The sequence below is a fragment of the Streptomyces sp. NPDC093586 genome (genome assembly GCF_044764905.1).
GTDB lineage: Bacteria > Actinomycetota > Actinomycetes > Streptomycetales > Streptomycetaceae > Streptomyces.
Map to the genome: position 1 here is coordinate 77,960 of NZ_JBIWJA010000019.1, position 24,584 is coordinate 102,543.

At 70.5% G+C, this 24,584-nt stretch carries 20 protein-coding genes and 1 tRNA gene; 18 read left to right on the top strand and 3 right to left on the bottom strand.

Annotated features, from left to right (window positions below):
- Positions 1–155: 155 nt before the first annotated feature.
- Positions 156–3,959 carry a GH92 family glycosyl hydrolase gene (locus ACIRFH_RS20735; RefSeq protein WP_403522644.1) on the bottom strand — a complete coding sequence of 1,268 codons (3,804 nt, stop codon included), beginning with the start codon at positions 3,957–3,959 and terminating at the stop codon, positions 156–158.
- A 424-nt stretch (positions 3,960–4,383) separates the two neighbouring features.
- Between ACIRFH_RS20735 and ngcE the strand changes: the two genes are divergently transcribed.
- The 13 genes from ngcE (at position 4,384) to ACIRFH_RS20800 (ending at position 15,925) form a co-directional block, all read left to right on the top strand.
- Positions 4,384–5,832 (top strand): N-acetylglucosamine/diacetylchitobiose ABC transporter substrate-binding protein, encoded by a 1,449-nt coding sequence (gene ngcE, locus ACIRFH_RS20740; protein ID WP_403522646.1) that lies wholly within the window; start codon positions 4,384–4,386, stop codon positions 5,830–5,832.
- An 85-nt stretch (positions 5,833–5,917) separates the two neighbouring features.
- Positions 5,918–6,844, top strand: coding sequence for a carbohydrate ABC transporter permease (locus ACIRFH_RS20745; protein ID WP_403522648.1), 927 nt, complete (start codon positions 5,918–5,920; stop codon positions 6,842–6,844).
- 2 nt (positions 6,845–6,846) lie between these two features.
- Complete coding sequence (locus ACIRFH_RS20750; protein ID WP_403522651.1) at positions 6,847–7,770, top strand: carbohydrate ABC transporter permease; 924 nt, start codon at positions 6,847–6,849, stop codon at positions 7,768–7,770.
- Positions 7,771–7,953: 183 nt separating this feature from the next.
- Positions 7,954–9,165, top strand: a complete 1,212-nt coding sequence (locus tag ACIRFH_RS20755; RefSeq protein ID WP_403522654.1) for an ROK family protein — start codon at positions 7,954–7,956, stop codon at positions 9,163–9,165.
- Between the two features lie 133 nt (positions 9,166–9,298).
- Positions 9,299–10,402: a sugar ABC transporter substrate-binding protein gene (locus ACIRFH_RS20760; RefSeq protein ID WP_403522815.1), complete on the top strand. Its 1,104-nt coding sequence runs from the start codon at positions 9,299–9,301 to the stop codon at positions 10,400–10,402.
- Between the two features lie 185 nt (positions 10,403–10,587).
- Positions 10,588–11,379, top strand: a complete 792-nt coding sequence (locus tag ACIRFH_RS20765) for an ATP-binding cassette domain-containing protein (protein WP_403522657.1) — start codon at positions 10,588–10,590, stop codon at positions 11,377–11,379.
- Positions 11,376–12,668, top strand: coding sequence for a sugar ABC transporter permease (locus ACIRFH_RS20770; protein WP_403522659.1), 1,293 nt, complete (start codon positions 11,376–11,378; stop codon positions 12,666–12,668). Before ACIRFH_RS20765 ends, ACIRFH_RS20770 begins: the two co-directional genes overlap by 4 nt.
- A gap of 324 nt (positions 12,669–12,992) precedes the next feature.
- The gene (locus tag ACIRFH_RS20775; RefSeq protein ID WP_403522661.1) at positions 12,993–13,508 is read left to right on the top strand and encodes a MauE/DoxX family redox-associated membrane protein; all 516 of its coding nucleotides are present in this window, start codon (positions 12,993–12,995) and stop codon (positions 13,506–13,508) included.
- Entirely contained in the window at positions 13,508–14,053 is a 546-nt protein-coding gene (locus ACIRFH_RS20780; protein ID WP_403522663.1) for a hypothetical protein, read from the top strand. The genes ACIRFH_RS20775 and ACIRFH_RS20780 overlap by 1 nt, the downstream gene beginning before the upstream one ends.
- A 97-nt stretch (positions 14,054–14,150) precedes the next feature.
- Positions 14,151–14,474 carry a hypothetical protein gene (locus ACIRFH_RS20785; protein ID WP_403522666.1) on the top strand — a complete coding sequence of 108 codons (324 nt, stop codon included), beginning with the start codon at positions 14,151–14,153 and terminating at the stop codon, positions 14,472–14,474.
- A 217-nt stretch (positions 14,475–14,691) separates the two neighbouring features.
- Positions 14,692–15,210, top strand: a complete 519-nt coding sequence (locus ACIRFH_RS20790; protein ID WP_403522669.1) for a hypothetical protein — start codon at positions 14,692–14,694, stop codon at positions 15,208–15,210.
- Positions 15,207–15,644 (top strand): hypothetical protein, encoded by a 438-nt coding sequence (locus tag ACIRFH_RS20795; RefSeq protein ID WP_403522672.1) that lies wholly within the window; start codon positions 15,207–15,209, stop codon positions 15,642–15,644. Before ACIRFH_RS20790 ends, ACIRFH_RS20795 begins: the two co-directional genes overlap by 4 nt.
- Entirely contained in the window at positions 15,641–15,925 is a 285-nt protein-coding gene (locus tag ACIRFH_RS20800) for a hypothetical protein (RefSeq protein WP_403522675.1), read from the top strand. The genes ACIRFH_RS20795 and ACIRFH_RS20800 overlap by 4 nt, the downstream gene beginning before the upstream one ends.
- Positions 15,926–15,977: 52 nt before the next feature.
- On the opposite strand, the gene ACIRFH_RS20805 is transcribed toward ACIRFH_RS20800, so the two are convergent.
- Positions 15,978–16,070 (bottom strand) — tRNA-Sec (locus tag ACIRFH_RS20805).
- 48 nt (positions 16,071–16,118) lie between these two features.
- On the opposite strand from ACIRFH_RS20805, the gene selD reads away from it, so the two are divergent.
- The 5 genes from selD (at position 16,119) to ACIRFH_RS20830 (ending at position 24,054) form a co-directional block, all read left to right on the top strand.
- Positions 16,119–17,165, top strand: coding sequence for a selenide, water dikinase SelD (gene selD / locus ACIRFH_RS20810; RefSeq protein WP_403522678.1), 1,047 nt, complete (start codon positions 16,119–16,121; stop codon positions 17,163–17,165).
- 3 nt (positions 17,166–17,168) lie between these two features.
- Positions 17,169–18,509, top strand: a complete 1,341-nt coding sequence (selA, locus tag ACIRFH_RS20815; protein WP_403522681.1) for an L-seryl-tRNA(Sec) selenium transferase — start codon at positions 17,169–17,171, stop codon at positions 18,507–18,509.
- A 7-nt stretch (positions 18,510–18,516) separates the two neighbouring features.
- Entirely contained in the window at positions 18,517–20,310 is a 1,794-nt protein-coding gene (selB, locus tag ACIRFH_RS20820) for a selenocysteine-specific translation elongation factor (protein ID WP_403522683.1), read from the top strand.
- A gap of 164 nt (positions 20,311–20,474) precedes the next feature.
- Positions 20,475–22,406, top strand: coding sequence for a 1-deoxy-D-xylulose-5-phosphate synthase (dxs, locus tag ACIRFH_RS20825; RefSeq protein ID WP_403522686.1), 1,932 nt, complete (start codon positions 20,475–20,477; stop codon positions 22,404–22,406).
- Between the two features lie 136 nt (positions 22,407–22,542).
- On the top strand, positions 22,543–24,054 hold the full coding sequence (locus ACIRFH_RS20830) for an amino acid permease (RefSeq protein ID WP_403522688.1): 1,512 nt from the start codon (positions 22,543–22,545) through the stop codon (positions 24,052–24,054).
- A gap of 114 nt (positions 24,055–24,168) precedes the next feature.
- Here ACIRFH_RS20830 and ACIRFH_RS20835 read toward each other — a convergent pair whose 3' ends face one another.
- A complete protein-coding gene (locus ACIRFH_RS20835; RefSeq protein WP_403522691.1) occupies positions 24,169–24,543 on the bottom strand; it encodes an NTP pyrophosphohydrolase in 375 nt (124 codons plus the stop codon).
- Positions 24,544–24,584 lie beyond the last annotated feature (41 nt).

The window sequence follows — 24,584 nt, forward strand, 5'->3', positions numbered from 1 at the left end:
CCCCCTCCGACGACCGCGCGATGACCGTGCGCCGTCCGGCGCCGGCCGGTGACGCCCGCCCATTCTGGTGCATCCGTCACGTCCGGGGAACGGGGCGACACGCGGGGGTGGCGGGTTCAGGCCACGAGCCCGGACCCGCCACCCCCGCGTCCGGCTCACGCCAGCAGTTCCACCTCCGCCAGCGTGTGCTCGCCATCGAGGACGAGGCGGTACTTCGCGTACGTGCCCGGCGACCTCACCGAGAACGCCCTGGTCTGCCGGTCCCAGGCGAAGGACTCGCCGGAGCGCTGGTCCAGGGTGCGCCACGTCGCGCCGTCGGAGGACCCCTGGAGCTTCCAGCCGGTGGGGGCCTTCGTCCGGTCCGCCGAGGAGGTCAGGGTGTACTGGAGCGCCTTCGAGGCCTTCCCGGACACCGGCAGGTCGACCGAGGTCACGGCGGCGCCCGTCGCCGAGGTGTCGTCGAACAGGGCGCCGTCACCCGCGAGGACGTCCGCGCGCGGCGTCGGCACCCGGTCGTCCCGGGTGATCGACACCGGCGCCGCGTCCTTGCCGGTGCCCCACGCCGACGGCTTCGCGCCCATGTCGAACTCCAGGACACCGCCCCCGGCGATCAGCGAGTGGGGGAGCGAAGTGGACGTCCAGCGCTTGCCGTCGACCTTCAGACCCTGCACGTAGACGTTCTTCGGGCTGTTCCTCGGTGCCTTGACGACCAGCTTCCGCCCGTTCTCCAGGTGGACGGTCGCCTTGGTGAACAGCGGGGAGCCGATGGCGTACTCGCCGCTGCCCATCACCAGCGGGTAGAAGCCCAGGGAGGAGAAGAGGAACCAGGCCGACTGCTCGCCGTTGTCCTCGTCGCCGTGGTAGCCCTGCCCGATCTCGCTGCCGGTGTAGAGCCGCTGGAGCACCTCGCGGACGTTCTTCTGCGTCTTGTACGGCTGCCCGGCCGCGTCGTACATGTACAGGGCGTGGTGGGCGACCTGGTTGGAGTGCCCGTACATGCCCATCCGGACGTCCCGCGCCTCGGTCATCTCGTGGATGACGCCGTCGTAGGAGCCCTTCAGCTCGGGCGAGGCGGTCTCGGGCGTGGCGAGGTACTCGTCGAGCTTGTCGGCGAGGCCGCCCCGGCCGCCGTACAGGTTGGCCAGACCGCGGCTGTCCTGCGGGGCGGTGAAGGCGTAGCCCCAGCCGTTGGTCTCGGTGTAGTCGTGGCCCCACACGCGCGGGTCGTACTTCTCCGAGTCGACCCGCCACTTGCCCGACGCGTCCTTGCCCTGGAAGAAACCGGCCTTCGCGTCGAACAGGTTGACGTAGTCCCGGGCGCGGTTCAGGAAGTAGGCGGATTCCTCCTGGTAGCGCTTCTCGCCGGTCTCGCGGTAGAGCTTCTCGCCCATCTTCGCGATGCCGTAGTCGTTGAGGTAGCCCTCCAGCGCCCAGGAGAGGCCCTCGTGCGTCTCGGTGGAGGTGTAGCCGAGGAACGGCGAGGTCGCCATGCCCTTGCGGCCCACGCCCGAGGACGGCGGCACGACGGTGGCGTTCTTCACGGCCGCGTCGTACGCCGCCTTCGCGTCGAAGCCGACGCCCTTGACGTACGCGTCGGCGAAGGCGACGTCGCTGGACGTGCCGGTCATCAGGTCGGCGTAGCCGGGAGAGGACCAGCGCGAGGTCCAGCCACCGTCCTTGTAGTGCTGCACGAACCCGTCGACCAGCTCACCGGCCTTGGCGGGGGTGAGGAAGGAGTACGCCGGCCAGGTGGTCCGGTAGGTGTCCCAGAAGCCGTTGTTGACGTACACCTTGCCGTCCACGACCTTGGCGCCCGTCTCCGTCGGTGTGTTCTCCTTGACCGCCTTGGAGAACGGGGAGGCGTACTTGTACGTCCCGCCGACCTTCTCGTGGCCCGCGTTCGGGTACAGGTACAGCCGGTAGAGGCTGGAGTACAGGGTGGTCAGCTGGTCCCGCGTGGCGCCCTCCACCTCGACCTTGCCGAGGATGCGGTCCCACTGCCTCTGGGCGTCCCGCTTGACCTTGTCGAAGGAGGCCCGCTCCGGGATCTCCTGGCGCAGGTTGTCCTTCGCCTGGTCGACGCCGATCAGCGAGGTCGCGATGCGCAGCGTCACGGTGCGGTCCCGGCCGGCGTCGAAGCGCAGGTGGCCCTTGACGCCGCTGGAGTCGCCGCCGGTGACCTTGCTGTCGAACTCGCCGTAGACGAAGAGGCGGGTGGCGCCCGCCGAGCCGCCGGACCTGACGTCCGAGTAGCCGGTGAAGGTGCCGTTCTCCTTGTCCAGCGTCAGGCCGCCCTTGTCCTCGACGTTGTCGAAGATGACGCTCGCGTCGTCGCCGGGGTAGGTGAAGCGCATCATCGCGGCGTGGTCGGCCGGCGCCATCTCGGCCTTGAGGCCGTTCTCGAACCGCACCCCGTAGTAGTACGGCCGTGCGGTCTCGTTCTCGTGCCGGAAGGCCAGCTCACGGGCGTCCCGGCCGGTGTCCGGAGTGCCGGCGGCGGCCGACGGCATCACCTGGAAGGTCTGCCGGTCGCCCATCCACGGGCTCGGTTCGTGGCTCGCGGCGAACGCCTGCAGGGTGGGCAGGTTGTCGTCGTTGTTGCCGCGCGCGTATTCGTAGATCCAGCTGGTCGTCCCGGCGTTGGTCACCGGCGTCCAGAAGTTGAAGCCGTGCGGGACGGCCGTCGCGGGGAAGTTGTTGCCGCGCGAGAAGCTGCCGCTGGAGTGGGTGCCGCGCGTGGTCAGCGCGTAGTCGGACAGATGGGCCTCGGGCCGCTCGGGCTCGGCCGGTCCGATGGCCACGTCGTCCAGCCAGCCCCGGAACTTCGCCGGTCCCTCGGGGGAGTCGTACGCCACCAGGATCCGGTCGACGGTCTTGCCGGCGGCGACCGAGCCGATGCCCGACTCGACGGCGTTCCACTGGTTGACGTACAGCACCTTCGACCCGCCCTGTCCGCGCGGTGTCAGCGGGAAGCCGTGGCTGTCGGTCGCCCCGAGGTCGCTGAGGTAGGTGCCGTCGGTGAAGGCGAGGTCGACGGAGACGTTGGTGGCGTCGTAGTCGAGGTCGCCGTCGGCCATCGACGGGAAGATCTTGTACGACAGCTCGGTGCGGCGGTCGACCTTCACATCGACGTCGAAGACCTTGTTGTACGAGTAGGCCCGCCCGCCGGCCGTGTGCCGGCCCGCGTAGCGCAGGGCCCGCTTGCCGGTGAAGCCGGCGCCCGCCTTGGCCGTCGGTGAGCCGGAGGGGCCCTTGTCGACGTGGGAGAGCATGTCCTCGGGGACGGGCGTGTCGCTGCCGCCGGTGGACAGCTGCACGTCGGCGAGCTGGAGGATGTCCCCGCCGTTGTTCTTCGTGACGTCCAGCCGGAAGTGCCGGTACTCGGCCGGCTGGGCGAGATCGTACGTCTTCGTCCGGAACCGTTCGCCGAAGGACTCTCCGGAGCGGCTGTCGAGCGTCCGCCAGTTCCTGCCGTCCGCCGAGCCCTGGAGCGTCCAGTCCGCCGGGTCGCGTTCGGCGTGGTCGTTGGCCGAGGTGAGCGCGTACTTCGTGATCCTCGCCGGCTCGTCCAGGTCGAACTCGGCCCAGCCGGTCTTCGCGAAGGTCAGCCACTTGGTGCCCGGCTCGTTGTCGACGAGGTTCTCCTTCACCTCGCCGCCGCCGGTGTTCTCGGCGCTCGCCCGTACGCCGGTGACGTGGCCGGTGACGTTGCCGGGTATGCCCGTGCTGTACCCGCCGTCGACGCCCGCGGCCCGCTTGCCGCCGTCCGGGGCGGTCTCCACCGTGTCGGTCCAGTCCGGAGCCGGGTCGTCCGCCTCGAAGGAGGACGCGAACTCCCGGTCGGGGGCGGTGGGCGCCGAGGGCAGCGCGACCGCGGCCCCCTGTGCGCCCACCGCCAGTGCGAAGGCGGTCGTCAGCACGACCGCCGGACCCCATCTGTGCCGAACTCCGTACCGCATGTTCCAGCACCCTCCCTGCGTCCCCGGAAGTGCTTTCCGGGGGAACGGACAACGTTGTCAGATTCGCAGCGCAAGGAACAGTAGCGCGTGAAGGGGCCAGTGATGTCAAGGGCGTTGACTGTGGCGTGCGGATGCGATGCCCGTGGGATTTCCTTCCGGGAGCGCACCGGCCGCTCATATTTCCGCCAGGTCTCAACTCGGAAAAGACGTGCCGGGAACCATGCATTCGATCTTGCTCCGTCGACCGGAAGTGGACTATACCTGTCGGCCATCGGGAGATCCGTGGGGGAACCGCGAAAGCACACCACCAAAGGCGCCCGCAGAGCAGTACCCGCACTTCCTGCACGACCCAGCGTGACCCGATCGCGGTGCCGGGGAGGATCCGGTTCACCGCCTGAGTCCTGGAGAAGGCGAGGACTTGAGCATGGGATCCACTTCCGCCGAGAACAACCGAACGGGCGTCGGCCGCCGCGATCTGATCAAGCGGTCCGCCGCGCTCGGCCTGATCTCCGTGCCGGCCATGAGCGTCCTGTCCGCCTGCGCGAGCGGCGGCGGGGACGACCAGAAGAAGGCCGAGTCCGGCAAGAAGACCGCCAAGAACCCCCTGGCCGTCAACGAGACCGCCCAGATGGAGTTCGTGCTCTTCGACGGCGGCTTCGGCAAGGAGTACGCCGAGGACGCCGTCAAGCTCTACGAGCAGAACTTCCCCAAGGCCAAGGTGAAGTTCGCCGCCACCCAGAAGATCCAGTCCACGCTGCAGCCGCGCTTCAACGGCGGCAACCCGCCCGACCTCGTCGACAACTCCGGTGCCGAACAGATGGACATGGGCGTCCTCGTCGGCAAGAACCAGCTCGCCGACCTCACCCCGCTGCTGGACGCCCCCTCCTACGACGACCCGAACAAGAAGGTCCGCGACACGCTGCGCCCCGGCATCGTGGAGATGGGCCAGTTCGACGGCGAGAAGGTCTGGATCCTGTACTACGCCTACACGGTGTACGGCAACTGGTACTCCCAGAAGGCCCTGGACTCCCTCGACGCCGAGTACCCGAAGACCTGGGACGAGATGCTCGCCGTCTGCGAGAAGGCGAAGAAGAAGGGCATGGCCGGCTGGACCTACGCCGGCAAGTACCCGTACTACCTGCCCTTCTCGATGTACCCGATGATCGCCAAGGTCGGCGGTGTCGAGGTGCTCGACGCCATCGACAACCTCGAGCCGAACGCCTGGAAGCACCCGGCGGTCAAGACCGTCTTCGAGGCCTACTACGAGCTCTACAAGAAGGGTTACGTCCTCAAGGGCACCCCGGGCCTGGACCACATCCAGTCGCAGACCGCGTGGGCCAAGGGCGACGCGCTGTTCATCCCGAACGGCTCCTGGGTGGAGAACGAGTCCGCGAAGGTCATCCCCGCGGACTTCCAGCTCTCCGTCTCGGCCCCGCCCGGCATCGACTCCTCCGACAAGATGCCGTTCGGCACCATCTGGGCCTCCGGCGGCGAGCCCTTCGTCGTCCCGGCCAAGGCGGCCAACGGCGCCGGCGGCATGGAGCAGTTGCGCATCATGCTGAGCGAGGCGTCCTCGAAGAACTTCACGTCCAAGGTGAAGTCGCTGACCGCCCTCAACGGCGGGACCGAGGGCATCGAGCTGACCCCGGGCCTCAAGTCCGGTGTGGCGGCGCTGGAACTGGCCGGCGAGAACGTGGTGAACCCGCGTCTGCAGGACTGGTACGTGCAGCTCCAGAAGGAGAAGATCGGCGTCGGCGGGCTCGGCGAGATGATGGCCGGCCGGCTCACCCCGGCCGAGGCCGTCAAGAAGATCCAGGGCTACGCCGACGAGGCCGCCAAGGACGATTCGATCAAGCACTACAAGCACCAGTGAGGGCGCGTCACCAGGGCCCGGCCGCAACCCCGTTGCCGGCCGGGCCCCGGCGGCGCCACCCGCGCGCAGATCGGGGTCGGTAGCAATGCAGCACGGCAAGTACCGGTTCATCGTGGGGTTCCTGGCGGTCCCCCTGGGACTGTACGCGCTCTTCGTCGTCTGGCCGTTCGTCCAGTCCATCTACTACTCGTTCACGAACTGGACGGGACTGAGTCCCGAGTTCGAGATGGTCGGCTTCGACAACTACTCACGGATGCTCGACGACGACATCTTCTGGAAGTCGTTGCAGCACAGCGTGATGTTCGCCCTGCTGGTGCCGCTGGTGACCCTCGGCCTGGCGCTGTTCTTCGCCTTCATGATCAATGTGGGCGGACGCCGCCGCCGCGGCGGGCCGGCGATCACCGGTGTCCGCGGCTCCGGCTTCTACAAGATCGTCTACTTCTTCCCGCAGGTGCTGTCCATCGCGATCGTCGCCCTGCTGTTCGCGTTCGCGTACAACCCGGACAGCGGCGCGATCAACTCGCTGCTGCGGGGCGTCGGCCTCGGCTCGGTCCAGCCGCTGTGGCTGGGCGATCCGAACCTGGCCCTGTGGTGCGTGATGGCGGTGCTCGTCTGGTCCACGGTCGGCTTCTTCGTGGTCCTGTTCTCCGCGGGCATGGCCTCCATCCCGGGAGAGCTGTACGAGGCCGCGCTGCTGGACGGGGCGAACCGCGCGACGACCTTCTTCAAGGTCACCCTGCCGCTGCTGTGGGACACCGTGCAGTCCGGCTGGGTCTACATGGGCATCCTCGCGCTCGGCGCCGAGTCGTTCGCGGTCGTACAGATCATGACGACCGGCCCCGGCGGCCCCGACTACTCGACCACCGTCATGGTCCTGTACGTGTACCAGAAGGCGTTCCGTGACGGTCAGGCCGCCTACGCCACCACGATCGGCGTCGCCCTGCTCGTCGTCACGCTGGCCTTCGCCGCCGTCGTGATGCGACTGGGCCGGCGCGAGCGGCTGGAGTACTGATCATGAAGACGACCGAGACCCCCGCGCCCGTGCCGGCCGAGTCCGGCGCTGCCGTCCGCAAGACCGAGCTCCCGCCCGGCGGACCGACCGGGGCGAAGAAGGAGGGCACCACCCTCAACGTCTTCTCCCACGGCGTCCTCGTCATCTGGGCGATCATGGTCGGGATGCCGCTGGTGTGGGCGGTGATGACCTCCTTCAAGGACGACGCCTCCATCTTCGGCTCGCCCTGGTCGCTGCCCGACAGGCTGCACTTCGACAACTGGTCGCGGGCCTGGTCCCAGGCCCACATGAGCGACTACTTCCTCAACACCGTCCTGGTGGTCGGCGGCTCGCTCGTCGGCACCCTGGTGCTCGGCTCCATGGCGGCCTACGTGCTCGCCCGGTTCGACTTCCCGGGCAACCGGTTCATCTACTACCTGTTCATCGGCGGCATGAGCTTCCCGATCATGCTCGCGCTGGTCCCGTTGTTCTACGTGGTGGACAACATGGGGCTGCTGAACACCATCCACGGGCTGATCCTCGTCTACATCGCCTACTCGCTGCCCTTCACGGTGTTCTTCCTGACCGGGTTCTTCCGGACCCTGCCGAGTTCGGTGGCGGAGGCGGCGTTCGTGGACGGGGCCTCCCACACCCGGACGTTCTTCCAGGTCATGCTGCCGATGGCCAAGCCCGGCCTGATCAGCGTGGGGATCTTCAACTTCCTCGGGCAGTGGAACCAGTACATGCTGCCCACCGTGCTGAACACCGACCCGGACAAGCACGTCCTCACCCAGGGCCTGGTCCAACTCGCGGTCAGCCAGGGCTACAAGGGCGACTGGTCCGGACTGTTCGCGGGCCTGGTGATGGCCATGCTGCCGGTGCTCGCCGCGTACATCGTCTTCCAGCGCCAGGTGGTCCAGGGCCTCACGGCGGGCGCCCTGAAGTAACCCCGCCCCGGCCCTCGCGCATGCCGCTCCCGGAATCCGGGGGCGGCATACGTGTGCGTGTGCGGGGCACCCGGATGCGGTTCAACCTCTTGACGGGAGGCGACCCGAACGGCTCAGCTTAGAGTTCACTAGTTGGACATAGACGGGGCCTCATCGAAGCGGTCCCGTGCGCAGGAGGTCGTCGTGGAGACTCCCGGGTCGCAGTCGTCGCTGCACCGAGCCAACCTGGAACGGGTCGTACGAGCGGTACGGCTCGCCGGGTCGCTCACGCAGGCGGAGATCGCGAGGACGACGGGTCTGTCCGCGGCGACCGTCTCGAACATCGTCCGGGAACTGAAGGACGGCGGGACCGTCGAGGTCACGCCCACCTCGGCGGGCGGCCGCCGGGCCCGCAGCGTCTCGCTGAGCGGGGACGCCGGCATCGTCATCGGCGTCGACTTCGGGCACACGCACCTGCGTGTCGCGGTCGGGAACCTGGCCCACCAGGTACTCGCCGAGGAGTCCGAGCCGCTGGACGTCGACGCGTCCGCGGCGCAGGGCTTCGACCGCGCGGAACAGCTGGTCAGCCGGTTGATCGAGGCCACCGGCGTCGACCGGTCCAAGATCGCGGGCGTGGGTCTCGGCGTGCCCGGCCCGATCGACGTGGAGTCCGGGACGCTGGGCTCGACCGCCATCCTGCCCGGCTGGGGCGGCACCCGGCCCGCCGAGGAGCTGCGGGGGCGGCTCGGCGTGCCCGTGCACGTGGACAACGACGCCAACCTCGGCGCCCTCGGCGAGCTGGTCTGGGGCAGCGGCCGGGGCGTGCGCGACCTGGCGTACATCAAGGTCGCCAGCGGCGTCGGAGCCGGTCTGGTGATCAGCGGCAAGATCTACCGCGGGCCGGGCGGCACCGCGGGTGAGATCGGACACATCACGCTGGACGAGGCCGGTCCCGTCTGCCGCTGCGGGAACCGCGGCTGCCTGGAGACCTTCGCGTCCGCGCGCTACGTGCTCCCGCTGCTCCAGCCGAGCCACGGCACGGACCTGACGATGGAAGGCGTCGTGCGGCTGGCGCGGGACGGCGACCCGGGCTGCCGCCGGGTGATCGCCGACGTCGGCCGCCACATCGGCAGCGGGGTCGCCAATCTCTGCAACCTGCTCAACCCGAGCCGTGTGGTCCTCGGCGGCGATCTCGCCGAGGCCGGTGAGCTGGTGCTCGGCCCGATAAGGGAGTCCGTCGGCCGCTACGCCATCCCCAGTGCGGCGCGCCAACTCTCCGTTCTCCCCGGGGCACTTGGGGGGCGTGCGGAGGTCCTCGGCGCGCTCGCCCTGGCCCTCAGCGAGATGGGCGATTCGACGCTTTTGGACGGAAGTGCGGCCGGCGCCCTGTCCGTGGCGACCCCTGCCTTCACTTAGAGAACGGATGGCACCGTTGCCATCTCGTTAAGGATTTACTTCTTGACGTCGCACGTGTGGCCGAGTTGACTTCCAGCCACCTCGGCCGCAACGACGCGGCCTCGTCAGGGAGGTTTCTGAAGTGAACACGCGTATGCGTCGTGCCGCCGTCGCCGTTGCCGCCACCGCGATGGCCGCCTCGCTCGCCGCCTGCGGCAGCGCCAAGGAGTCCGGCGACAAGAGCGACTCGTCCGGTTCCGCCGCCAAGAAGGGCGACGACATCAAGGTCGGTCTGCTCCTTCCGGAGAACCAGAACGCGCGGTACGAGAAGTTCGACAAGCCCTTGATCGAGAAGAAGGTCAAGGAGCTCACGAACAACAAGGGCGAGGTCGTCTACGCCAACGCCAAGCAGGACCCCACGCTGCAGTCGCAGCAGGTCGACACGATGGTGACCAACAAGGTCGACGTGCTGATCGTGGACGCGGTGAACTCCAAGTCCATCGCCAGCTCGATCAAGAAGGCCAAGGACCAGGGCATCAAGGTCGTCGCCTACGACCGCCTCGCCGAGGGCCCGATCGACGCCTACACCTCGTTCGACAACGTGACCGTCGGCAAGACCCAGGGCGAGGCCCTGCTGAAGGCGCTGGGCGACAAGGCCAAGAGCGGCCAGATCGTCATGATGAACGGTTCCTCCACGGACCCGAACGCCGCCCAGTTCAAGGAGGGCGCACTCTCCGTCCTCAAGGACAAGGTGAACATCGGCCGCTCCTACGACACCAAGGAGTGGAAGCCGGAGAACGCCAACGCCAACATGGAGGGCGCCATCTCCGCCCTCGGCAAGGACAAGATCATCGGCGTCTACTCCGCCAACGACGGCATGGCGGGCGGCATCAACACCGCCCTGAAGGCCGCCGGCATCAACAACATCCCGATCACGGGCCAGGACGCCGAACTCGCGGGCGTGCAGCGCATCCTCACCGGTGAGCAGTACATGAGCGTCTACAAGTCCTACCCGCAGGAGGCCACGGTCGCCGCCGAGATGGCCGTCGCCCTCGCCCAGGGCAAGGGTGTGGACTCCATCGCCAAGACCAAGGTCGACAGCGCCACCACCAAGGGCGTCCCGACGGTGCTCATCCCGGTCGTCTCGCTGACCAAGGACAACATCAAGGACACCGTCATCAAGGAGGGTTTCTACACCCTCGACGAGATCTGCTCGGACAAGTACAAGGCCGCCTGCGACAAGGCCGGCCTGAAGTAGGCGGCCCCGCTTCCCGTACCGCCGTGAGCGCGTACGGGACCGGCTGCACGCAGCTTCCTCCGGCGCCCCGCACCCATCAGCCCCGCAAGCTAAGCGGGGTGCCGGACGGAACACCCGGCGGGCATCCCCCGCCCACCCACCCAGTCTTTCTGCACAACCTCCCGCCGGGTCAGGCGGCGAAGGAGATGGTTCACGTGTCCGCTACGCCCGTGCTGGCGTTGCGCGGGGTCTCCAAGCGATTCGGTGCCGTCCAGGCGCTCACCGATGTAGAGCTTGAGGTCCACGCCGGTGAGGTGGTCGCCCTGGTGGGCGACAACGGCGCCGGAAAGTCCACGCTGGTCAAGACGATCGCCGGCGTGCACCCCATCGATGAAGGCGTCATCGAGTGGGACGGCAAGGCCGTCACCATCAACAAGCCGAACGACGCCCAGAACCTCGGCATCGCGACCGTCTACCAGGACCTCGCGCTGTGCGACAACATCGACGTCGTCGGCAACCTCTACCTCGGCCGGGAGCTGCGCAAGCGCGGCGTCCTGGACGAGGTGGAGATGGAGCGCCGCTCCCGCGAGCTGCTGGACACGCTGTCCATCCGCATCCCCAGCGTCCGCATCCCGATCGCCTCGCTCTCCGGCGGTCAGCGCCAGGTCGTGGCGATCGCCCGCTCCATGCTCGGCGAGCCCAAGCTGGTCATCCTCGACGAGCCCACCGCCGCCCTCGGTGTCGAGCAGACCGCGCAGGTCCTCGACCTGGTCGAGCGGCTGCGCGAGCGCGGTCACGCCGTCATCCTCATCAGCCACAACATGGCCGATGTCAAGGCGGTCGCCGACAAGGTCGCCGTCCTGCGCCTCGGCCGCAACAACGGCGTCTTCGAGGTCAAGTCGACCTCGCAGGAAGAGATCATCTCCGCCATCACGGGCGCCACGGACAACGCCGTGACCCGTCGTGCGGCGCGCACCAATGGGGAGATCAAGAAGTGAGCATCGACAAGACCTCCACCCCCGCCGGGGACAATACGGTCGAGAACCCCGAAGCCGCATCCGCCGCGGTCCCCACGGTCGACCCCCGGCTGCTGGTGCGCGAGCAGGGATTCGCGGGCTACGTCGGTGAGTTCAAGCGGAAGATGAAGGCGGGCGACCTCGGGTCCCTCCCGGTCGTCGTCGGCCTGCTGATCATCTGGGCCATCTTCACCAGCCTGAACTCCAACTTCCTCACCGCCGGCAACTTCTCCGACATGTCGATCGCCATGGTCGGCACCGGCATGATCGCCGTCGGCATCGTCTTCGTGCTGCTGCTCGGCGAGATCGACCTGTCGGTCGGCTCGGTCAGCGGTGTCGCCGGCGCCACCTTCGCGGTGCTGAGCGTCACGCACGGGATGAACGAGGTACTGGCCCTGGTGCTGGCCGTCCTCACGGGCACCGTGGCCGGCGCCGTCCACGGCTTCATCTTCGCGAAGATCGGCGTCCCGGCCTTCGCCGTGACCCTGGCCGGCCTGCTGTTCTGGCAGGGCTTCATGCTGCAGATCCTCGGCAGCAACGGCACGATCAACCTGGACGCCGACGGTGCGGTCGCCAAGCTGACCAGCTACTACTTCAGCGACGTGGCCGCCGCCTACGGCCTGGCGATCGTCGTGACCGCGGGGTACTTCCTCGCCGCGTTCTTCGACAACCGCCGCCGGGCGGCCGCCGGCGTGCCGTCCCGGCCGCTGAACGAGATCATCGTCCGCACCGTGCTGCTCGCCGTGCTGGCCTTCGTCGTGGCGTTCGTCTTCAACCAGTACAAGGGCCTGCCCCTGGCCGTGGTGATCTTCCTGGCGTTCCTGGCGCTCACGGACTTCGTGCTGCGCCGCACCGCCTACGGCCGCAAGATCTACGCACTCGGCGGCAGCGTCGAGGCGTCCCGCAGGGCCGGCATCAACGTGGACCTCGTCCGCATCTCGGTCTTCGCGATCGCCGGCACCTTCGCCGCGATAGGCGGCCTCTTCGTCGCCTCGAAGATCGCCTCCGCCAACCAGGGCGCGGGCACCGGCGAGTTCCTGATGAACGTCATCGCCGCGGCCGTGATCGGCGGCACGTCCCTCTTCGGCGGCCGCGGCCGCACCTGGGACGCGCTGCTCGGTGTGATGGTCATCATCTCGATCCAGTACGGCCTCGCCCTGCAGGGCATCGCCTCGCCGGTCCAGTACATGATCACCGGTGGCGTGCTGCTGGCGACCGTCGTCATCGACGCGGTCACCCGCAGGACCCAGCGTTCGGCAGGCCGTGCCTGACGGTCTCCTCTGACAGAGGGTGCCCGGTGTCAAGACGACGCCGGGCACCCTCTTTGTGTATGTCGGGGGACTCGTCTATCGCAGTTCCGGCCGCCCCGGGGCCCTTTTTCCGAAGAAATAAACATGAGGACGGAAGGCGGGATTTCGGGTGGGGAGGGTGCTCGATAACTCATTGACTCCCCTGTTTGCCGTGGGCATGATGATTCATGCCGGTCCTCCAGGGGCGCGTTATTCCGAATGTGTCGGGAGCGCCCGCATCGAAGTCCGGTGGGAATATCGTGCACTGCGTGGCAGGGAGCCATTTTGTCGCAATTTGGCATGTCCATGTCTTTAGTGAATGCCGGAGTGGCCGCTGTTCTTCTCCGGGCGGCCGCGGCGAAAATCGTCGGCCCCGCCGTCGCGGCCTCGGCTCTCCAGGAGCTCGCGGGGGGACGACTACGGCCGCCTGACGGCGTCGTCCGCCTGGTCGCGTTACTCGAACTGGCCACGCTCGTCCTGCTGGTGTCCCCGACCGCCCGCCCCGTCGGATACGGGGCCGTCGCCGTGCTCGGTCTCTCCTTCGCCGCACTCGGCGCGGCGGGCCGGCTCCGCGGCAGCGACCGCCCGTGCGGCTGCTTCGGCGTGGACAACGACAAGCCGCTCGGCGCCGCCAACATGATCACCGGTCTGGCCTTCGCCGCGGTGGCACTTGTAGGCCTCCTCGCCACGCCCGACGCCGGCTCGGCCGCGACCGCGGCCACACTCACCTCCGCCGTCTCCAGCGGCTGGCTCCTGGTCACGCACCGGGCGGCCGCGGCGACCGCCTACCGCTCCTTCCTTCGCAGATGGGGATCTGCCTGATGACGATCGTTCTGGCCTGCGCACTGCTGCTTCTGACCGCTGCCGTCGTCCTGCTCTTCGCGATGATGGGCGAACTCGCGGCCCGCACCACGGGCGCCGCCCCGGCCGCCTCGACGGCGGTCTCCCCGCTGGAGGAGTACCGCCTCGGCGCCGTGGTGGACGACTGGCCCGAGCCCCTCAGGGCCCTGGACACCGGATCCCGCGTCGTCGTCCTCGTGCTGAGCACCGTCTGCGCCACCTGTGCCAAGGTCGCCACGCAGATATCCGAGGGTGCCCTCGCGGGCATGGCGGGCACGGTCGGCGTCGCGATCTCCTGCGCCGAACGGGCGGACGGCGAGGAGTTCGCCCGGCGCAACGGGCTGACGGACATCCCCACGTACGTCGACGAGCGGGGCGGCTGGGTCGCGGGCTCCTTCTCCGTGACCCAGAGCCCGACCGCGCTCGTCTTCGACAACGGCGTGCTGAGCGAGGGGTACCTCTTCACCTCCGTCGCCGACCTGCTGCGCGAGGTGCGTCCGGCCGGCACCGCCCGCGCCGCTGCCTGACGCGCGTACGCGCCCACCGACGTGGTCCGCGGCGGCCGCCGCGGATCCCGAACCCAGAAGAAGAATCCATGTCCGGAAGAAGAACAGGAGCATCCGCATGCGTTTTGCCCGCAGAACGGCCGGCGCCGACGCTGCCGAGCCGAAGCTCCGGCTCGGCAGGCGCCGCGTACTCGGCGGCCTCGGGGCCAGCGGACTCGTGGCCGCCGCAGGAGTCTTCAGCTCCGCGTCGCCCGCCGCGGCCGACAGCGACAACTGCTGCAACCTCGCCCACCCGCCGGGCACGTCGGGCTACACCACGATGACGTACTGCCGTGCCCACCTCGGCTACCTGTGGAGCTGTTCGATGAGCGGCACCCTGCACTGCAGCTGCTGCGAGACGCCCGGCAACGTCAAGTCGGCCTTCGAGTGCCGTTACAACTGACCGGTCGCCACCGGACGGTTCACCACTGAACGATGCGGTCCGAGGGCGCCCCGCGTCCCCGACCTGGACACGAAGGAGTCAACACCGCATGGTGACCTGGCTCGTGATCGCCGGCGTCGCGGCGATCCTGCAAGTCTTCAGCCCTTGAGGCCAGTCGATGGCCGGGGTCGCCGGCCCGATGCTGAAGCGAAGCGGATCGAGTGGTAGCCGGTTCCTCGTGAGTCTGGCGGTGGGAGAGGTCATTGCCGCGGGCCTCATGTCCCTGGCCGTGTACGTGCTCGGGCAGGGCGTCGCCCTGGTCGCCGACACGTCATGGCGTCGGACGATCACCGCAGTGGCCCTGGTGGTGTTCGGCGTCGCCGACCTGGCGAACCGTACGCCGCACATCTGGCGGCAGGTGCCGCAGGAACACGTCCGGACCATGCCGCCCGGCATGCTCGGTCTGACCTGGGGCTTCGATCTCGGCCTGCTGTTCACCACACAGAAGTCGACCTCCCTGACCTGGGGTGTGCTCGCGGCAGCCGTGCTGCTGCACCCCGGATCCTCGCCGCTGCTGCTCGTCGGCATGGCGCTGGTGGGGGTGGCGGCCGTGACGGTGCGCAGCGTCACCTGGTCCCTTGTTCCCCTCACCCAGTTCGGAGACCGCGTACGGCCCTGGTTCCCGTGGATGCGGCGCGCGGCCGGTCTCGGTCTCGTGCTCCTGGGTGCCTACACGGTCTGGACGGCCTGGCAATGAACAGTTACACCACGGCCCGGGACTCCCGGGGGCACATCGCCCTCACCCGCTTCGAATGCCGCACGGCGCTGAACGTGGTCGTCGTGCTGCTCATGCACATGCGCATCAAGAGAGAGGTCCGGCGCGTCGCCCCCGGGTTCGTGGGCGCCGCACCGGTCGTGCTCTGGAAAGACCGCACGGTCCTCAGCGTGACTCTCTGGCGGACGCTGGAGAGCATGTACGCGATGGGGGAGGCGCAGAGCCACATCCGCGCCTCCCGCGTTCCGTCGAAGCTGGGGATCCGCACCACCAGTGGCCTGTTCCCGTACAGGGGCGACTGGAAGAACGTGCTGTTCGAGGCGACGGTCGCCGACATCGATCCGCTCCACGAGCGGACGCACGACGACGCGGCGGCCGGCGCATCCACTTCGGCTCGGAAGGAAAACGCACGATGACTCGTACTCCCACCGACAGGGGGGTGGCGTTCGTCGACGAGAAGACGGACGGTACCCGCCTCGTGTACGTGGCGCTCGGCGTCGCGTCGGACGGATCACCGCAGGAGGTCTTCGCCGTCCACCGGCTCACCGCGGACGACCGCCTGGACATCGACCCGGCGGTCCGCATGGTCGCGGCCGGGTCGATGACCCGCAGCAGCGAGCCGGTCCGCGTCTTCGGCGACGGCGAGAGCATCAAGGTCCAGCCGACGGCCAAGGACATGGGCCGGCTGCTGGTCTGACGGATTCACGCCGGGGCGCACGGCGACCAGCCGCGCGCCCCGGCGCACCCGGCGGAGGCGGACGGGAATCGAACCCGCCGGGCGGAGCTGCTCCGCCCCTCCCGCTTTGAAGGCGGGGAGGCCCACCAGGAACCCTGACGCCTCCGCGGACACCTTACGTCACACGCCGACCGGGACCGGCACCTGAGTACGTATGCACGGAAACGCACAACGCACAGACAGGAAAACGGTGTTGAACAGCGCGACAACGATCCGGCTCACCCAGTACGCGCGCGGCGGCGGCTGCGCCTGCAAGATCCCGCCCGGTGAGCTGGAGACCGTCATGGCCGCCGTCCCGGCCGGCACGAGTGGCCCGCGGCCCCTGGGCGAGCTGTTGGTCGGCACCGAGAACGGCGACGACGCCGCCGTGGTCACCACCGCCACCGGCACCCTCGTCATGACCACCGACTTCTTCGGCCCCGTCGTCGACGACGCCTACGACTGGGGCCGGATCGCCGCGGCCAACGCGCTGTCCGACGTCTACGCGATGGGCGGCACCCCCGTCGTCGCCGTCAACCTGCTGGCCTGGCCGCGCGAGACCCTGCCGATGGAACTGGCCGCCGAGGTGCTGCGCGGCGGCGCCGACACGGCCGCCGAGGCCGGCTGCCATCTCGCCGGCGGGCACAGCATCGACGACCCGGAACCCAAGTACGGGCTCGCCGTCACCGGGCAGGCCGACCCCGAGCGACTGCTGCGCAACGACGCGGGCCGCCCCGGGATGCCGCTGTCGCTGACCAAGCCGCTCGGCATCGGTGTACTGAACACCCGGCACAAGGCGACCGGTGAGCGCTTCCCCGCGGCGGTGGCGGCCATGACCACGCTCAACGCCGCCGCCTCGCGCGCCGCCCTCGCCGCGGGCGCCGTCTGTGCCACCGACGTCACCGGCTTCGGGCTCCTCGGCCACCTCTACAAACTGGCCCGGGCCAGCGGCGTCACGGCCGTCCTCGACCCGGCCGCCGTCCCCTACCTCGACGGAGCCCGCGAGGCCGTGCGCGACGGCCACGTCAGCGGCGGTACCCGGCGCAATCTCGACTGGGTCGCCCCGCACACCCGCTTCGGGCCCGCCGTCGGCGAGGAGGAACGGCTGCTGCTCGCCGACGCCCAGACCTCCGGAGGCCTCCTCGTCGCCGGGGAGATCCCCGGCGCGCCCGTCATCGGCCATCTCGCCCCGCGCGGCGACCACTTCGTGACGGTCGGCTGACCCATGGCGCCCCGCACCCCCGCACCGGCCCACCGGCGCGTGCCCCGCACCGACGCCGTGCTCGCCGAGCCCCGGCTCGTGGAGGCCGCACGCCGGCTCGGCCCCGCCCTCGTCAAGCAGGCCGTGCACCGGGCCCAGGACCGGGTGCGCGCCGCCGAGGTGCCGCCCGAGCAGATCGCCGACGCAGCCGTCGCGCTGCTGCCCGAGCACGCCATGTCCCTGCGCCCCGTCCTCAACGCGACCGGCATCGTCCTGCACACCAACCTCGGCCGCGCCCCCCTGTCCGCGCAGGCCCGCGCGGCGGTGGACGCCGCCGCCGGACACGTCGACGTCGAGTACGACATCGACAGCGGGCGGCGCGACCGGCGTGGCAGGGGCGCCCTGGACGCGCTGCGCGCCGCCGTGCCGGACGCGGGCGACGCCCACGTCGTCAACAACGGCGCCGCCGCGCTCGCCCTGGCGGCCACGGTGCTGGCACAGGGCCGCGAGATCGTGGTCAGCCGCGGCGAACTCATCGAGATCGGTGACGGGTTCCGGCTGCCCGACCTGCTGGTCAGCACCGGCGCCCGGCTGCGCGAGGTCGGCACCACCAACCGCACCCACCTCGCCGACTACCGCGACGCCCTCGGCCCCGACACCGCCTGCATCCTCAAGATCCACCCGTCCAACTTCCGTGTCGAGGGCTTCACTTCGGCCGTTGCGGTCACCGACCTGGCCGGCCTCGGGGTGCCCGTGGTCGGTGACATCGGCTCGGGCCTGCTGCGTCCCGACCCGCTGCTGCCCGACGAGCCGGACGCCACCACCTGGCTGCGCCAGGGCGCCGCCCTCGTCACCGCCAGCGGCGACAAACTCCTCGGCGGCCCGCAGGCAGGACTGCTGCTCGGCACCGCGGCCCTGGTCGAACGCCTGCGCCGTCACCCGCTGGCCCGCGCCCTGCGCGTCGACAAGCTCACCCTCGCCGCCCTGGAGGCGACCCTGCGCGGCCCCGAACCGCCCGTGCACCGCGCCCTGCACACCGACCCCGTACGGCTGCGGGCGCGCAGCACCGTGCTCGTGGACCGGCTCACCGCCCGCGGCGTCACCGCCGCCGTCGTCCCGCACGACGGCGCCGTCGGAGGCGGCGGCGCCCCGGGGCAGCGGCTGCCGGGCTGGGCCGTGCGGGTCTGCGCGGACCTCGCCGACCCGCTGCGCCGGGGCCGCCCCAGCGTCGTGGGGCGCACCACCAGGGGCGCGCTCCTGCTCGACCTGCGCTGCGTCCCCGAGGAACGGGACGACGACCTGTTCACGGCGGCCGTGGCCGCGGCCCGGGACGCCGGGTGCCCCGGCACCTGCCCGGCGGGGTGAGGCGGCCGTGCACGTCGTGGCCACCGCGGGCCATGTCGACCACGGCAAGTCGACCCTGGTCCGCGCCCTGACCGGAATGGAACCCGACCGCTGGGCCGAGGAGAAGCGGCGCGGCATGACCATCGACCTCGGCTACGCCTGGACGTCGCTGCCCACCGGCGAGACGGTGACCTTCGTCGACGTGCCCGGTCACCAGAAGTTCGTCTCCAACATGCTGGCGGGCGTCGGCCCGGTACCCGCCGCACTGCTCGTGATCGCCGCCGACGAGGGCTGGAGCCGGCAGACCCAGGAACACGTTGAGGCACTGAGCGCGTTCGGCGTGCGCGACGGTGTCCTCGTCGTCACCCGCGCCGACCTCGGCGACGGCGACCTCGCCGTCGAGGAGGCCAGGGACCGGCTGGCCGGCACCCCGCTGGCCGCTCTGGAGGCCGTCGTCACCAGCGCACCGACCGGCGCGGGCCTGCCCGAACTGCGCGGCGCGCTCGCCCGCCTGGCCGCGCGGCTGCCGGCCCCGTCCCCCACCCCGCGCACCCGGCTGTGGGTGGACCGCGTCTTCACGGTGCGCGGCGCCGGAACCGTCGTGACGGGCACCCTGGGCCGCGGCAGCATCGCCCGCGGCGACGAACTGCTGCTCTGGTCCCGCGGGGAGCCGGTCCGCGTCCGGCAGGTGCAGAGTCTCGGCCGGAGCGTCGAACGGGCCGACGCCGTCGCCCGGGTCGCCGTGAACCTGCGCGGGACGCCCCGTGACGGCATCCGCCGCGGCGACGCCCTGGTGGCCCCCGGCTGGTGGGCGGGCACCAGGGAGTTCGACGCGCGGGTCGACCGGCTCGCCGACTGCCGGGCGAGCCGGCTGATCCTGCACGTGGGGTCCGCTGCCGTCCCCGTCCGCGTACGCCGCCTGGGCGAGGGAACGGCGCGGATCCGGGCGGAGCGCGACCTGCCCCTCGACGTGGGGGAGCGGGCGCTGCTGCGGGACCCGGGGCAGCAGCGGATCGTCGCCGGCCTCGTCGTCCTCGACCTGGAACCGCCGCCGCTGTCCCGGCGGGGCGCCGCCGCCCGCCGCCACGCGGACCTCGCCGCCCGCCCCGACCGGCCCGACGCCGCCGCGGAGATCGCGCGGCGCGGCGCGGTACGGCGCACGGCCCTGACCCGGACCGGACACATGGCACCGGACGCGCCCGCACCGCGGGGGACACGGGAGATCGCCGGGTGGTGCGTCGACGCCGACTGGTGGCGCGAGCGCACGGCACGACTCACCGAGGCCGTACGGGCACGCGCCGCCGCGCGGCCGGACGCCCCGGCTCTGCCGCGCGAGGCCGCGCTCCGGGCGAGCGGCCTCGTCGACGGCGCTCTGCTGAGCGCGGCGGCCGACGAGCTGGGCCTGGTACGGGACGGCGCGGGCCTGCGCGGGGCGGGCGCCCGGCCCGCGCAGGCCGACCGGATCGCGAGCGCGCTCGACGCGGTGTACGCGCGGCTGCGTGCCGACCCGTTCGACGCCCCGGACCGGCCCGAGCTGGACGCGCTCGGGCTCACCCGCTTCCACCTGCGCGCCGCGGCCGACCGCGGGCGGCTTCGCCGCCTGGACCAGAGCGTGTACGTGCACCCCGATGCCGTGCCGCTCGCACTCGCCCGCCTGGCCCGGCTGCCGCAGCCGTTCACGCTCAGCGCCGGTCGCCAGGTGCTCGGCACCTCGCGGCGGGTCGCGGTGCCCCTGTTCGAGCTCCTCGACCGGCTGGGACACACCAGGGTCACCGAGGAGGGCCTGCGGCACGTGGTGGCGCGCGACGGGGCCGCGCGCTGAGCGGTACGGCCCGGCCGGACGTTCCCCGGCCGCACGTACGCACAGGCTGTGCCGGTTCCACGAACGAAACTGCGACAAATGGACGGCACTCCCGATGACCGGTGCCCTGGGCGGAACATTAGACTCGTCGAGCCCGGCAACAGCTCTACTTCAAGGAGGCACGGGTGCCGCTGCTGACCCGCATCACGGGACCGCGCGATCTGGACCGGCTCAGCCTGGAAGAGCTGGGCCGGCTGGCAGAGGAGATCCGGACCTTCCTCGTCGACGCCGTCTCCAAGACCGGCGGCCACCTCGGCCCCAACCTCGGCGTGGTGGAACTCACCCTCGCCCTGCACCGCGTCTTCGACTCCCCGACCGACAAGGTGCTCTGGGACACCGGACACCAGTCCTACGTGCACAAGCTGCTCACCGGCCGCCAGGACTTCTCGAGGCTGAAGATGAAGGGCGGCCTGTCCGGCTACCCCTCGCAGGCCGAGTCCGAGCACGACGTCATCGAGAACAGTCACGCCTCCACCGTCCTCGGCTGGGCCGACGGCATCGCCAAGGCCAACCAGGTCCTGGGACGCGACGACCGGCACGTCGTCGCGGTCATCGGCGACGGCGCGCTCACCGGCGGCATGGCCTGGGAGGCGCTGAACAACATCGCCGCGGCCAAGGACCGTCCCCTCGTCATCGTCGTCAACGACAACGAGCGCTCCTACGCGCCCACCATCGGCGGCCTCGCCAACCACCTGGCGACCCTGCGCACCACCGACGGCTACGAGCGCTTCCTGGCCCGCACCAAGGAGCTCCTGGAGCGCACCCCGGTCGTCGGCCGTCCCCTCTACGACACCCTGCACGGCGCGAAGAAGGGCCTGAAGGACTTCATCGCCCCGCAGGGCATGTTCGAGGACCTCGGCCTGAAGTACGTCGGCCCCATCGACGGCCACGACATCGAGGCCCTGGAGTCCGCCCTCACCCGCGCCAAGCGCTTCGGCGGCCCCGTCATCGTGCACTGCCTCACCGAGAAGGGCCGCGGCTACCAGCCCGCCCTGGCGGACGAGGCCGACCGCTTCCACGCCGTCGGCAGGATCCACCCCGACACGGGCCTGCCCATCTCCACCTCCGGCGCCGACTGGACGTCCGTCTTCGGCGACGAGATGGTCAGGATCGGCGAGGAGCGCGAGGACGTCGTCGCCATCACCGCCGCGATGCTCCAGCCGGTCGGCCTCGACAAGTTCGCCAAGGCCTTCCCCGACCGCGTCTACGACGTCGGCATCGCCGAGCAGCACGGCGCCGTCTCCGCGGCCGGCCTCGCCCACGCCGGCGTCCACCCGGTCTTCGCCGTGTACGCCACCTTCCTCAACCGCGCCTTCGACCAGGTCCTCATGGACGTCGCCCTGCACAAGTGCGGCGTCACCTTCGTGCTCGACCGCGCCGGTGTCACCGGCACCGACGGCGCCTCCCACAACGGCATGTGGGACATGTCGATCCTCCAGGTCGTCCCCGGTCTGCGGCTCGCCGCCCCGCGCGACGCCGACCAGGTCCGCGCCCAGCTGCGCGAGGCCGTCGAGGTGGACGACGCGCCGACCGTGGTCCGCTTCTCCAAGGGCGCCGTCGGCCCCGCCGTGCCCGCCGTCGGCCGCGTCGGCGGCATGGACGTGCTGCGCGCCCCCGGCACCGACACCCCGGACGTCCTGCTGGTCTCCGTCGGCGCCCTCGCGCCGATGTGCCTGGAGGTCGCCGACATGCTGGGCAAGCAGGGCATCACCACCACCGTGGTCGACCCGCGCTGGGTCAAGCCCGTCGACGAGGCCATGGCCCCGCTCGCCGAGCGCCACCGCGTGGTCGTCACCGTCGAGGACAACTCCCGGGTCGGCGGTGTCGGCTCCGCGATCGCCCAGGCCCTGCGCGACGCGGGCGTCGACGTGCCGCTGCGCGACTTCGGCATCCCGCCGCGCTTCCTCGACCACGCCTCGCGCGCCGAGGTCCTGGCCGAGATCGGGCTCACCGCGCCGGACATCGCCCGCCAGGTCACCGGCCTGGTCGCCAAGCTCGACGGGCGCTACGAGCGCACGGACGCCGAGGTGGACCCGGTGGAGGCCGCGCGCGACTGACGCAGGGCCGGATGGGCAGGTTCTCCACTCGTTGCGGTGGCGAAACCTGCCCATCCGCGTGAATCCGCTCACGCCCGGGCATACGCACTACGCCCCCTCACGATCATGTCGAGGCCGACAAGCGTCGGAGGTACCCGTGAGCAGCAGTCTCTTCAGGACCAAGAACATCGAGCAGTCCATCCAGGACACGGAGGAACCGGAGCACGCGCTCAAGAAATCCCTGTCCGCGCTGGATCTGACCGTCTTCGGTGTCGGTGTCATCATCGGCACCGGCATCTTCGTGCTGACCGGCACGGTCGCCAAGAACAACGCCGGGCCCGCGGTCGCCCTGGCCTTCGTCGTCGCCGGCGTCGTGTGCGCGCTCGCCGCGCTGTGCTACGCCGAGTTCGCCTCCACGGTCCCGGTGGCCGGCTCCGCGTACACCTTCTCCTACGCCTCGCTCGGTGAACTGCCCGCCTGGATCATCGGCTGGGACCTGGTCCTGGAGTTCGCGCTCGGCACGGCGGTGGTGGCCGTCGGCTGGTCGGGCTACATCCGCTCGTTCCTGGAGAACGCCGGCTGGCAGTTCCCCGAGGTCCTCGGCGGCCGGGAGGGTGCCGACGGATTCGGCTTCGACATCCTCGCCGCCGGGCTGGTGCTGGTGCTCACCGGCATCCTCGTCCTCGGCATGAAGCTGTCGGCCCGCATCACCACCGTCGTCGTCGCCGTCAAGGTGATCGTCGTCCTCATCGTGATCATCGCGGGCGCCTTCTTCGTCAACGGCGCCAACTACGACCCCTTCGTCCCGAAGGCGCAACCCGTCGAGGCGGGCGGGGGGCTGCACTCCCCGCTGATCCAGCTGATGTTCGGGTGGGCGCCGTCCAACTTCGGCGTGATGGGAATCTTCACCGCCGCCTCCGTCGTCTTCTTCGCCTTCATCGGTTTCGACATCGTCGCCACGGCCGCCGAGGAGACCAGGAACCCGCAGCGCGACATGCCCCGCGGCATCCTCGGCTCCCTGTTCATCTGCACCATCCTGTACGTCGCCGTCTCGATCGTCGTCACCGGCATGCAGCACTACACGAAGCTCTCCGTCGACGCCCCGCTCTCCGACGCGTTCAAGGCCACCGGACACCCCTTCTTCTCCGGCGTGATCAGTTTCGGTGCCGCCGTCGGCCTGACCACGGTCTGCATGATCCTGCTGCTCGGCCAGACCCGGGTGTTCTTCGCGATGAGCCGCGACGGACTGCTGCCGCGCTTCTTCTCCGTGGTCCACCCGAGGTTCCGGACCCCGTACCGGCCGACCATCCTGCTCGGTGTGATCATCGCCATCGTCGCGGGTTTCACCAGCCTGAGCGAGCTCGCCGAGCTGGTGAACATCGGTACCCTCTTCGCCTTCGTCGTCGTCGCGATCAGCGTGATCATTCTGCGTCGTACCCGCCCCGACCTGCCGCGCGCCTTCCGTACCCCGCTGGTCCCGCTGCTGCCGATCGTGTCGGTGGCCGCCTCGCTGTGGCTGATGCTGAACCTGCCCGCCGAGACCTGGGTCCGGTTCGGCATCTGGATGGCGATCGGCTTCGTCGTCTACTTCTTCTACGGCCGCACCCACAGCCGCATGGCCCTCGGCGAGGACACCCCGGCCGGGCGGCCGGGCGGCAACACGCCGTAGTCGCCGCCTCGCGTCGCACCGGCCCCGTACGCCCTCTTCCGGGAACGCACGGGGCCGGACGGCATACGGCCGGGCGCGGGGCGCCGGCCGGCGGACGCGCTGCACGGGCGGTCGTCAGGCCGGCCTGACCGTCCGGGGGCCCGCCACCTCCGCACCCAGCTCCGTCACCCGGCGGCGCAGCTCGCGATCCGCCGTCACCACCAGGACGGGGCGGTCACCGGCCCCGGCGACCAGCTCGACGATGCGGTCGTCCCCGCTGCCCGGCGCGGCCTCCACCCGTACACCGGGCACGGAGTCCACACCCCGGGCCGCGCCCTCGACCACGAGCACGATCTCCACCGGACCGCAAAGTCCCGGCGTCCCGTCCGCCGCCAGCCGGTCACGCAGCCGCTCCGCGGCCCCCCGCCGGTCCCGCCACCATCCGTCGGGCACGGACCCCACGACGTTCGCGCCGTCGACGATCACGATGAGGGGTGCGCTGCCGTTCATGGGGCCAGGGTCGCACGCCCACCCCACGCGCGGGGGACCGC

Excerpts from the sequence above, each read along its gene's own strand:
- ACIRFH_RS20735 (WP_403522644.1), bottom strand. The coding sequence starts at position 3,959 with ATGCGGTACGGAGTTCGGCACAGATGGGGTCCGGCGGTCGTGCTGACG.
- ngcE (WP_403522646.1), top strand. The coding sequence starts at position 4,384 with ATGGGATCCACTTCCGCCGAGAACAACCGAACGGGCGTCGGCCGCCGC.
- ACIRFH_RS20745 (WP_403522648.1), top strand. The coding sequence starts at position 5,918 with ATGCAGCACGGCAAGTACCGGTTCATCGTGGGGTTCCTGGCGGTCCCC.
- ACIRFH_RS20750 (WP_403522651.1), top strand. The coding sequence starts at position 6,847 with ATGAAGACGACCGAGACCCCCGCGCCCGTGCCGGCCGAGTCCGGCGCT.
- ACIRFH_RS20760 (WP_403522815.1), top strand. The coding sequence starts at position 9,299 with ATGCGTCGTGCCGCCGTCGCCGTTGCCGCCACCGCGATGGCCGCCTCG.
- ACIRFH_RS20765 (WP_403522657.1), top strand. The coding sequence starts at position 10,588 with ATGGTTCACGTGTCCGCTACGCCCGTGCTGGCGTTGCGCGGGGTCTCC.
- ACIRFH_RS20775 (WP_403522661.1), top strand. The coding sequence starts at position 12,993 with ATGTCTTTAGTGAATGCCGGAGTGGCCGCTGTTCTTCTCCGGGCGGCC.
- ACIRFH_RS20780 (WP_403522663.1), top strand. The coding sequence starts at position 13,508 with ATGACGATCGTTCTGGCCTGCGCACTGCTGCTTCTGACCGCTGCCGTC.
- ACIRFH_RS20785 (WP_403522666.1), top strand. The coding sequence starts at position 14,151 with ATGCGTTTTGCCCGCAGAACGGCCGGCGCCGACGCTGCCGAGCCGAAG.
- ACIRFH_RS20795 (WP_403522672.1), top strand. The coding sequence starts at position 15,207 with ATGAACAGTTACACCACGGCCCGGGACTCCCGGGGGCACATCGCCCTC.
- ACIRFH_RS20800 (WP_403522675.1), top strand. The coding sequence starts at position 15,641 with ATGACTCGTACTCCCACCGACAGGGGGGTGGCGTTCGTCGACGAGAAG.
- selD (WP_403522678.1), top strand. The coding sequence starts at position 16,119 with ATGCACGGAAACGCACAACGCACAGACAGGAAAACGGTGTTGAACAGC.
- selA (WP_403522681.1), top strand. The coding sequence starts at position 17,169 with ATGGCGCCCCGCACCCCCGCACCGGCCCACCGGCGCGTGCCCCGCACC.
- ACIRFH_RS20835 (WP_403522691.1), bottom strand. The coding sequence starts at position 24,543 with ATGAACGGCAGCGCACCCCTCATCGTGATCGTCGACGGCGCGAACGTC.